The organism is Psychrobacter faecalis (assembly GCF_016107575.1).
In the GTDB taxonomy this organism is placed as follows: Bacteria; Pseudomonadota; Gammaproteobacteria; order Pseudomonadales; family Moraxellaceae; genus Psychrobacter; species Psychrobacter faecalis.
In genome coordinates, this window is the sequence record NZ_JABAST010000038.1 from 16,732 (window position 1) to 27,655 (window position 10,924).

General features: G+C 42.9%; 6 protein-coding genes. 3 read left to right on the forward strand and 3 right to left on the reverse strand.

Annotated features, from left to right (window positions below; genetic code table 11):
• Positions 1-539: 539 nt before the first annotated feature.
• From JFC07_RS10775 to JFC07_RS10785, 3 genes are all read left to right on the forward strand, one after another.
• Positions 540-1,010 (forward strand): hypothetical protein, encoded by a 471-nt coding sequence (locus tag JFC07_RS10775; protein WP_198329031.1) that lies wholly within the window; start codon positions 540-542, stop codon positions 1,008-1,010.
• A 403-nt stretch (positions 1,011-1,413) separates the two neighbouring features.
• Complete coding sequence (locus tag JFC07_RS10780) at positions 1,414-2,442, forward strand: endonuclease/exonuclease/phosphatase family protein (protein ID WP_198329026.1); 1,029 nt, start codon at positions 1,414-1,416, stop codon at positions 2,440-2,442.
• 212 nt (positions 2,443-2,654) lie between these two features.
• Positions 2,655-3,347 (forward strand): TetR/AcrR family transcriptional regulator, encoded by a 693-nt coding sequence (locus JFC07_RS10785; RefSeq protein ID WP_102076523.1) that lies wholly within the window; start codon positions 2,655-2,657, stop codon positions 3,345-3,347.
• Positions 3,348-3,434: 87 nt separating this feature from the next.
• On the opposite strand, the gene JFC07_RS10790 is transcribed toward JFC07_RS10785, so the two are convergent.
• The 3 genes from JFC07_RS10790 to JFC07_RS10800 all read right to left on the reverse strand — a co-directional run bounded on the left by JFC07_RS10790 (position 3,435) and on the right by JFC07_RS10800 (position 10,821).
• Complete coding sequence (locus JFC07_RS10790; RefSeq protein WP_198329027.1) at positions 3,435-4,229, reverse strand: hypothetical protein; 795 nt, start codon at positions 4,227-4,229, stop codon at positions 3,435-3,437.
• 144 nt (positions 4,230-4,373) lie between these two features.
• On the reverse strand, positions 4,374-9,647 hold the full coding sequence (locus JFC07_RS10795) for an SdrD B-like domain-containing protein (RefSeq protein ID WP_198329028.1): 5,274 nt from the start codon (positions 9,645-9,647) through the stop codon (positions 4,374-4,376).
• 127 nt (positions 9,648-9,774) lie between these two features.
• The gene (locus tag JFC07_RS10800) at positions 9,775-10,821 is read right to left on the reverse strand and encodes a hypothetical protein (RefSeq protein ID WP_227678312.1); all 1,047 of its coding nucleotides are present in this window, start codon (positions 10,819-10,821) and stop codon (positions 9,775-9,777) included.
• Positions 10,822-10,924 lie beyond the last annotated feature (103 nt).

Consider the following 10,924-nt stretch of genomic DNA (forward strand, 5'->3'; position numbering starts at 1 on the left):
TGTATCGGTCGTTATCCATAAGTTCCTATACTTTAGATGAATTAAGCAACACTGCTGATTTATAAAAGTTAATTCTTAACAATTATTTTTATTGGTTAATTCTAATATTACTTAGTTTGTTGGTGGTGTGTCAAAAAGTATGCTGATTAAAACTTGAACAGTTTTTGAAGCCTTGAAAGCCCTATAGAATCAGAGAACTTAGCATAGATTTTTTATTGGCTTCTATCGCCAGCATACTTTTTAGAACACCACCAGTTTGTTAAATTTAACGCTTTATAAATGAGTGAACAATAAATCTAATATATAACAAATAATTTAAGGATAATATTATGAATAACGATGGACGTATTACCAACCCTAATAACCGCGTAGTGAATGATGATTATGTTGAAGTGGGCGACAGAGAGCGTATTATCGATGATAACGATCGCCGCTTAGCAGGCACTGACCGTGATATTAATGGCAATAGAGTCGTTGCTCATGAAAATGACAATATCATCAACGACCACGATGCCATCGACCGTACTGCCGTTAAGCACATGTCAAAAGAGAGCAAAGAAGATTTAAACGCTGATCCAATTACAGGTGAGCCAGGTTCACATCCAATCGGTACTGGTATTGGTGGTGTTGGCGGTGCAGCAGCAGGCGCGGCAATTGGTACTATGGCAGGCCCATTAGGCACTTTAATTGGCGGTGCTATTGGTGCTATCGTTGGTGGCGGTGCAGGTCACGCAGCAGCAGAGGCAATTGATCCTACTCGTGAAGAAGCTTACTGGCGCGCAGAACATGCTAATGCTGATTATTACCGTGAAGGTCATGACTTTGACCGCGATTTACATCCAGCCTATGCGGTAGGTTATGCAAATCGCGCCCGTTATCCAGCTGATGCCCGTTTTGAAGATCATGAATCAGACTTAGAGCGCTCATGGCATGAAGTGAAAGGTGAGTCGCGCTTAGAGTGGAACGAAGCACGCCGTGCCTCACGTGATGCATGGAATCGTGTATCGTAGTAAAGTGATGAATTGACAGATACTGGCTATAAGTTAGGTTAGTCTTAAAAAATGAAGGATAAGTTGTGCTTTGTTGAACTGATTTTTGTTAAGCATATAAGTTAAGTTTAACTAATGAGGTATTTAATATAAGTAAGCAAAGGATAAGAAAACTTACTCCTTCATTACTAGAGTTAGTTTGATTGTAGAACTGGCTCTGCTAACTCATAAATATAGTCAGTTTTATGTTATTTTAAAGCTTCCAAAAATTACTTTGGAGGCTTTTTTAATGTATATTGTTATATATAAATATATGGTAGTAAAAGGTTATTCTAGAAAATAGTCATTATTAAACAAAGACAATCATCAAGAACAGTTACTCGTAAAAAAGACAATTATCAAAAATAATAATAATAGGTAGTTCATGGTTAATAACGCTGAAGACAATAGCCCTAAGCAGTTTTATATAGCAACGGCCAATTTACTTAATTTTGCTAACCCTAATCGAATTTATTATGAAAACGCGCCAGCTTATAGCGATAACGAATACCAGCATAAGCTGCGCGGCATTACTGACTTACTAGCGAAGGCGCATGCTGATATTATAGCTGTGCAAGAAGTATGGGACAGTCATGCGCTTGAAGCACTAGCAGTAGGGTTAGGATTCAAACCTGAGCATGTGGTTATTCCGCTGGCAAGTAATGATAAGGCCAGTCCTTATACCCAAGGCAAAGGCGCGCAACAGACGCCAGCCGTTGGAATTGTTACACGTTTTGAGCAGTTAGAAAGTACCTTGTTAGAACAGATAGAACCAAAAGCGGTCATCGATATTCCTGATATCGGTCTTTATCAGCGCTTTAATCGTCCGCCGCTTGTATTACGAGTCAATGCCTTTGGACAACCGATTGTGATTGTCACCGCGCATTTAAAAAGCAAACGGGCTTTTTTCCTACGCGATGAAAACGGTCAGTTGCTAGAGGATATGGACGATCCAAATATTCGCGTTCGTGCCAAGCTGCGTAGTTTGTGTATGCGCGCCGCAGAAGCTGCCTCTATTCGTATGTCCATTATTGAGCGCCTGCATCATACGCGTGAGCCACTGATTTTATTAGGTGATATGAACGATGTCACCGGTAGCGTGACCACCCAACTGATGAGCGAGACAGGCGAAGTCAATTATGATAAAAGTATGCGCGATGTCGCGTTATTTGACGCCGCTCGTATTCAAGCACGTTATGGCTGGATGAAAGATGTTGCTTATACCCATATTTATCAGGGTATGCCTGAAGTGATTGATCAGCTGTTTGTTTCAGAAGAGTTTTTACCTGATAGTAAGTTTTCGCTCGGTCAGGTTGAACGAGTTGACTATTTTAATGACCATTTAAAGTGGGATTATGCCGATAGAGTCATCGATCATGGTATTATAAGAGCGAAAATTAAACTTCACAGTTAACCCCGTTTACTTAGTAATTAGTGAGTTATTTTTTAACCTATTCATGTCCCTTGCTTGATAGTGTACAAGCGTTTATCATGCTGCTTCGTTGAGTATAGTAACGGTGCTATTGGCCCAAATTATTGGTTGATAGAAAATAGTCCTTCGATTTAGGACAAATACTATCCAATGAAGACTATATAAAGACAGGGCGTAACCTTAAGAGATTTATGATGATTGAAAATAAAGACGACAAAATTGAAGATGTACTGGTAGATTCTGAGCTGGCAAAGAAGCTGGTACCAAATAAATTCAAATTTACCAGTCAACAAGGCCGCGCACGCCGTCAAAAACTATTGATGGGCGCAAAAAAACTGAGTGAAACTCAAGCGATTAACGACATCACTTTGGCAGCTGTCTGTGAAGAAGCGGGTATTCCCAGAGCTTCTGCTTATCATTTCTTCCCCAATATCGAAGCGATATTTTTAGCACTACGTTTTTTAAATGCTATCGATATTTTAGAAGTCCTTACCACTGTTGAAACCGTTGATTATGACAGATGGCAAGCGTATTTGACCGCGTTGATTGAGCGCTGTGTAAAGATATTTGATGAGGATCAAACCAAAGCCAAATTGATTTATGACACCAATACGCCTGATTTTGAAGGGGACAGCTATGGTGAGCATATGGACAATCAAGTGGTGCAATTGGTTTATAAGCGCTTATCAGAGCGTTATGAGATGCCGAAATTTGAAGATATTCAAGATGTATTATTGATTACCTTTAGCATTATTAATGCCATCTTTACGGTTTCTTATCGCCGTCATCAAAGCATTACTGATAAGTATTTGCAAGAAGCCAATACCGCGTCTATCGCCTATCTGCGCTGCTACTTACCAGAGAAACTACCGCGTAAAAACAGCTAATCTTTATTAGACTTTCCACAAAAAAGCCGACTTGATGTCGGCTTTTTTTTACGCGTCTTTATGAGGGCTTATTAATCGTTTAGTCTTTTAATAAGGTGCTTGATTTTTATTGATTGTCGGTAGCACTTGGCCGTTACAAATGTCATCGCTTGAATCTAAAGGAGCGTATTCTTTATAATAACGCACGATAAGCCCTTCTAAAGCAACGTTCGTTGTTGAGTCGTGGGTATTTACAAAAGCCTCGCGCGCTTGCTCAAGCCAGCGGTCTGCCATCCGAAAGTGACTGTTCGATGATTTTGCGCCGCGCTCACATTGGTCGGTAGCTGCCCATATTAATGAGACTTCGCTAAAGGCGATTTCGCGTGGCGCGCTATTGATACCGCCGCTATCTTTAAGAGCGCTTAACGTTGCCCATAAATCAGGTCGCATGAGCGCAGAAGTAGACGGAATGTCTTCAATAAGTGCAAGCTCTTCAACTTTATCATTTTTTAATGCTTGCAAGATATTTTCTGCCGTTTGGGCAGCTTCTACGCCAGCGTCTGAGCGATTATTCATACTGTTTTTATGATTTGCATAGTTTAGCCAAGCTTGGGCTTTGTAAGCAAAGTATTGTTGTCGCGCGCTCATGTTTTTTTGTTGATAAGTTTGTAATTCGTTCAGCATGCAATCCATAGCACGCTGCTGTGCGCTTTGAGCTTTAGAAGAGGCTAAGGTTTCAGTATCGTTGCTACTAAGACAGTAATCTGCTGCCTTTAAGCTACTCTCCTTTGACGCAGTGTTTGGCGTTGATACACAAGAAACCGTAGAGAATAGCAACGCAGCTAATAACGCCATATATAGAGGTTTTTTATAGGAAACTGCTTGAATGGGAGTGCGAGGCATAAGAATAACCTTATAGTAAGGTAATAATGAGAGATTTGTATGTAAGCGGGTTAGTTATCATAGGATAAAAAATATCGCCCCGTTAATACAAAATTGTCGTAAGCGTGGCTTACGACAATGAGAATAAATGACAACTAAGAGGAATTATAACGTAGAACGGGCGCTGAGCGGCTTATTTTTGCGTGAATCTTGGCGTTTGAATAAGTCTTCGTCAAACTTGAAGCGTAATCTAAAGTAAGCGCCTTCTATCGTCGTATCGTCATAGGCAATATCTTCATCTTCAAAGCCCATAAAGTTGTAGCCAAGCGACAACCAAAGGTTGGTCATCGGGCTATAGCCAACTTCGGCACCAACCAAGTAAGATAAGTCGTCCGCCTGCTTATTCCAATACGTACCTGCTTGCAAACCAACATCCCAGCGCTCGCTGATATCATACAATCCGCGTGCATAAACAGCGTGTGCAGTATTATCGCTGGTAATACCTTGGGCGTCATATTCCGTATATTTACCGGCATAATGACCTGATAGCGTTAATGGACGCGTTGGATGATAGTTACCGCTCCATGACCACATAATGGCATCTTTTTGGTAAGGGTCGTTGCCGGTTGCATTATCATCTAAGCGGTATTCAAGCTTGGCAAGCATATCGAGCGTATTGCTATCATAATCGCGGTAAGCGGCGCCTAGCTGAAAACGATTGATGGTACGATGACCATCATCGTAATCGACTTGCGAGTAAATGTCTTTAGCTAATAAGGTAATCTCATCGCTATAGCGATAAGCGGCACCTGCGCTAGCGAGCAGCGTATCGCTGGTCTCGCCCCAGCGTTTTTCTAGCCGCCCTGAGGCTTTATAGTTTTCATTAGCAAGGTATTCAACGCCAACACCGGCTGCAGTTGCGGTACTGTCTTTTTCACCTTCTAACGATTCGACACGCTCAAACAACGTATTAAGCGTTAAACCTTTTTGAACATACCATTTATTCTTTAGGCCAATAGCGGCTTCAGCTTCGCGGGCGCTGATTGCATCACGCATACGGTATTCGCTATAGACTTTGCCGTCTTTCATATAAGTGGCATCAAAGCCGATAACGGTACGTTGGTGCTCTTCAGAATCGTCTAAACCGTAGCTGCCTGACAAGCTATTGATTAAATCATGACGGGCGTATAAACGACCTAAGTTGCCAAGCGCCGTTTCGCCACCGATAGAGGTGGCATTGCGCGAGCTATGCTCGATATCTTGCTCGTATTCGGCAAATACCAATGAGTTGTTCAGCTTGGGCAAACGCGCGGTAAGACGGGCGCGGGCAGTGGTGCCTTCGATGTCTTTTTCAGCACTACTTACACCATTAAGCGCTGATTGGTTAATGATGTCATCATTAAAGATGGTATCGTTAGTAGTATCTAAGACATCGGTTGCCGCTTGGGTATTGCGTGAGGCGGCAGTGGCCTCTTGCTTATAGTAACGTACGCCAATCTCGCCAACAATATTTTGACTTAAACGCTGTTCAATACTGGCTTGGACACCTTGGCGACTGGCTTCGGAGGTATGGTCTTCTGTACGCACACCTTCCAATTTAAGCGCGGTTTTTTTCTTATTTAACGTATGGGTGACTTCAATGCCAGATTCAGTGCGACCAGCCGTTTGCGGCGAAGCACCAGTAACGAAACCTTCGTCGGTATCATTATAATAAGCTTTAGCGCGGGTGTTTTTCTTATCGTCATAGTCAAGCTCGATGCGCAGTGCATCGCCTTCAGTATCTTTACCGTCTAGCTCTTTGGCATTAATCTGATCGCTTGGCTGCGAGTTTGGATTTTCTGCTTTATTTTTGGCATATTCTGCGACCATCTTTAGCTTATCGTTAAATTTAACCACCGTATTGACGCTGGCAAGCTCTTCTTTATTCAGCGGGTCATCACTATTAATATAGCTACCACCGATGGCGATTTTATCGGTCACTTGCTGCTTGGCAGCGATACCGCCAACCCAATATTTCTCGCCGCCTTCGTCGACTTCGACCGTCACGCGTAAGTAGATGGGATTGCCATCGATATCTTGGCTAGCAATCGGTGACTTTAGATATAAGCTACGGCTAATAGGATCGATTTCATAATCAGCAAAACGCGTCAAGGTCTCACGGCGCACGATACGACCCGGGTTATTGGCGTCACGGGTGATGACTTCGATGGTTTCTGAGTTTTCTAATACCGCGTCGAAATCATTGGCAAGCGGGTAGGGACCTGAAATACCTAGACCGCGAGTCTCGTTGACGCGCTGTGAAGTACTGGTTTCAGCGGCAAACGCGGTGATGCGAGTATTATTGTCTTCAAACTGCGCTTTTAAACCCGTTAAGGTACGGTTGTATTGACCAAGTTTGATACCTTCGTCGTTATCGATTTGGGTTTTTAAATCGCCATACATGGCAAATGATCGACCTTTGTCGACGCGTACATAAAGCTTGCTCGTCGATTGGGCGTCGAAACCTTTAGCAGAAGAATCGCCATAGACAGGATAGTATTCACCCGGCTCGATATCACGGAATAGGCGTTCGCCTTTTTTATCGCTATCATAAGCTAGTGTCAGTAGATAATCGCCGCGCACCTTACCTTTTAAGAACATCGCCGCGCGACCCGTTGCTGAATAGTCATCATTGCCAGCGATTTCACGCAGTTCTTGCTCAAAGGCACCTTGGGCATCGGTAATATTGCTGCCATCGAAGTTTTTAAGCGAGATGGCACCCTCAACGATGCCGACAGCGATAAGAGGGCGCAACTGAGCGGTAAACTGTAGCGGAATCACTTGTTTGCTGCTGCCAGTGTTAATGACTAGCTCACCTTTACCCGGTACACTTGGGGCGGTGATAGGTATCAGTAGCTCGCCGCCAGAGACGGTGACTTGAGTGCCAGCTTGATCCTTACTGCTATCGCTAAGATTGATACGACCGATATTGGTGTCAATTGTAATCGGCGTTGAGGCGATATAAGGGTGACCGTCACGGTCTTTTAGGCTAATAACTACTTGATATTCGCTAATGCCGTCTGCGGCGACCAATTGTTTTTGTGTGCGATAATCAATGGCTTGCAAGCTATCGGGCGTCAATACTTTAATGGTCTGCTCAGAGATGACTTTACCATTAATGTCAGTCGCGACACCGCGTAAGATATTACTACCGCGTTTTAAATCGACGGCATAATAATCAAACGCCGTCACCTTTTGCTTTTCTTGCTCAGCGGTTTTACCGATTTGCTCGGCTGATACCGCTTTGCCATTGGTATATAGGGTAAAGTTAGAACCTAGTGGCGCTTGTACTTGCACCATTTGCTTATAGGTACTGAGCTGTTGACCTTCGCTAAGATTAATAAAGGCAACGTCATTGCTAGAAACGTCTTTTAAGTATTCTTCAAGCTCTTTTTCTAGCGGAGGAGCAATAGTCGTCACTGTCATATCGACATGATTTGCAGCTGGCTTGACCATTTCGTTGACGATGGCGGAGTCGCACTGTATGCCGGCATCTAGGACATCGTTAGATTTACAGCCGCTTGCATCGACATTGTCTTTATTGTCGCGGTTATAATCAGGCTCTAACACCAGCTCGGTTTTTACCGCTTGCTCTAGGCTGTCGTTTTTAGCGCTGACAGATTTGCTGCGCGCGACCAGCTCTGCGTTTAGGCGCTCAGTGCTATCGCCCATCCCGCCAACGATAGCAAAGTCTGCACGATGTAGCTCGCCATATTTTAAATCAACGAAACGGCTACCCGCATCGCCAGCATTGCGGTTGCTTTGAGTAACCATTTCGGTGGCGTTAGGAATGGTGGTGCGGTCAACTTTTAGGACGTGAGTTTTTGCGCTGACGCCGTAGAAGTTATATTTACCTTCAGGATCGGTGACGACGAAGTTGCCGTTTTCCATATAGATGCGCACGCCTGCAACGCCAAGCTCGCCATCTTCTTTTTGTTGAATGCCGTCGCGGTTGATATCGTGGTAAACCTTCCCAATGATGATGCCGTCAGTGTTCATGACACCGCGCTCAACCTCAATCTTCCATTGGGCTTCTCGTGATACTAGGCTCTGACCTTGTTCAGTAGTAGCAACTGCGGTCGCACGGTTGATGCCGTCACCGCCAAATGCCGATGAGCCAATAAGGACGCGATAAGTAATGTCTTTCGTTTCGCCGGCATTCATATTACCTAAACTTAAAACTTGGTATTTGCCGTCGGTTTTAAACTCAGTCGTTTGGGCTTTATCAATACGTACGCTGCTATCCACATAGGCAAAGCCACGTGGTAGGGCGTCTTTTAGTTGCACATCGTAGGCGGTTGCGGCACCGTTGTTTTTAACATTAATCGTATAGTTAATATAATCGCCAAATGAAGCAGTTTTAACATCGCCTTCTTTAGTGACCTGTAAGCTAGGGTTTTCGTCAACGATGGCAATAGTACTATTGATATCTTCTGTAATTTGCTGTTTTATACCATTTTCATCGACATAAGAATCTAAATTAGCAACTAAATTAGCATCTTGTAGCGTTTGAATGATATCGTCATTAACGGCATTGGCATTATTTTCTGTTAGCACTTCTACACGGAATTTACCGGTATTCATACCAGTTTCGATGGCTTTAACTGAATAGGTATCACCAGTCTTAGAAGAAGTAATGGTTATCCATACTTCATCTCGCACGCTATTTTGGACGTTACATTTAGCACAGCTGGCTTGAAGATAAAGATCTTCGCCAATTTGAGATTTGCTTTTGTAGCCATCCCATGAATACAGCATAAAATCGAGACGTGTTTCAATGATGACAAGCTCATCACTCACTATAGCGGTAATAGAGGGGTCTTCAACAACGACAGCACCAAGCTTAATAATAGCAGTATCATCGGTTGCAGCATTGGCATCAGATAACGCCTGAATGGTAAGCTCAATGCTCTCGCTTTTACCTAAAGTAATTTGAGCGGTTAGATTGTTATCTAACTTAATTTCTTTATCAACACCCTCATCGAAGCGTCCGTTATTATTTAAGTCTTGATAGAGTTTGATGTTCGATAGGCTGCTAGGTACAGTTAAGGTTAAGTCAATAGTCTGGTCACTATAACTGGTATTGGTTAGGACGTTTTTCCAACTCGCGGTTGAACCCGGAGAAACGGTCTTTCTTGGTGTTGAGGTTAAGCTGATGCCGTACTGAGGAAAAGCAGACGACTGAACACCCACTTGGTTAGAAGTGCTACTTAGATTAAAGTTAGTACCATTATTGACAACATAACTGGCGTTAGCGGTGTTTTCGATGAATTGTAGCAGAGGATTAGGTGCGGCAAGCGCAGTATTTGATTGCATAAGAAACATGGCAAGCGTCAACGCAGAGACTTTAGCAGTGTGCAATGGCATGTGTTTAAACGATGTCATTAAATGAGCTGTCATATGTCGCTTATCCAATAAAACAAAATGGGGGAGGTCTATAAGCACCCGTAGATACTTATAGAATGTAAAGTTAAAGGTTTAAATGTGACACTTAGTTTTAACTGATAATAGTAATCTCAAGATAAAGTTATGACTTAGGCAGAGTAATTCCGTTATCAGTTTTTATTTTGACTTTAAACTGCATAGTTCCAGTTGCTTGAGGTGCTAAAGTGGCAACAGTAGTAGTAATCGCGGTTCCACTATCACTTGTTGTACCATTATTAGTAGAGCTTACAGAAGCTGGTACATAGTTAGCCTTGTCTGAGAAATTATCAAATTTGTCTGAGATGATGACATCTGTAATATTAAAACCGACACCAGTTGAAGAGTCGGCATCAGCAGAAGAAGTGTTTTTAGCTTGAACCCTATAAACAATACATTGTCCAGGTAACGCTTCAAGGTCTGTGGTAACGAAAGCTGCGTCAGCAGGAGTAGTATCACAATTTGCATCTATCGCTTGAGTTTTCAGCAGTGTCAAGCCGCGAACCGTTGTTTTATCTGTTACTTTAAGGGGTTGAGGTGCGCCTTCTTTACCTGGAGTTAATGTAATAACTGTGTCTTCAGATGTAGGGCTGGTAGAATCTAATGGTGTAAACAGCGGAGCTTTGACTGACGACACTTTATAGTTAATGGTAACGGTACCATTAGGTTTTATACCACTAGGTAAGGCAGTAGAGAGATCATAAACACCATTAACAGCGGTAATAGTTTTATTCGTTACTGTTGGTGTTGTGGTGTCGTTACCATTCGGATAATAAGTGACAGTGACGCTACTATGCTCTGGATTAATTGCATCTGGCGTATTGCCATCATTGTCAGTGATAGTGAACGTTAACTCGCCAGCTTTACTGCCTTCAACGTCTTTACCCGTATTAGTAATGACTGTTGTATGAGTCACTTGGCCTTCGGTACCTGAAGTTGGGGCAATTTCTCTAAAAGTTGGGCCAGTTAGCGTTAGAGCTCGCTGAATGGTCGCTGATGATAGTGGCAGCGTTGAGTCATCACCAGGGTTAGCTGGTATTTGACCATTGAGGTTGTTAATCTGAGCAGTAGTATAGAAAGCACTAACATTTACTTCTTTGGTAGTATCTGTACTATCGACAAGCGTATTCTCAGTGTCAGGATTGTTATCCAAATCATCGGTCACTGTCACGTGGTTAATAGCAGTTTCAGGATTAAGCGCGAGCCCATCCCGAATTCTGTGTAACTGCCATTTAGATTAAATGCTTACTGATACG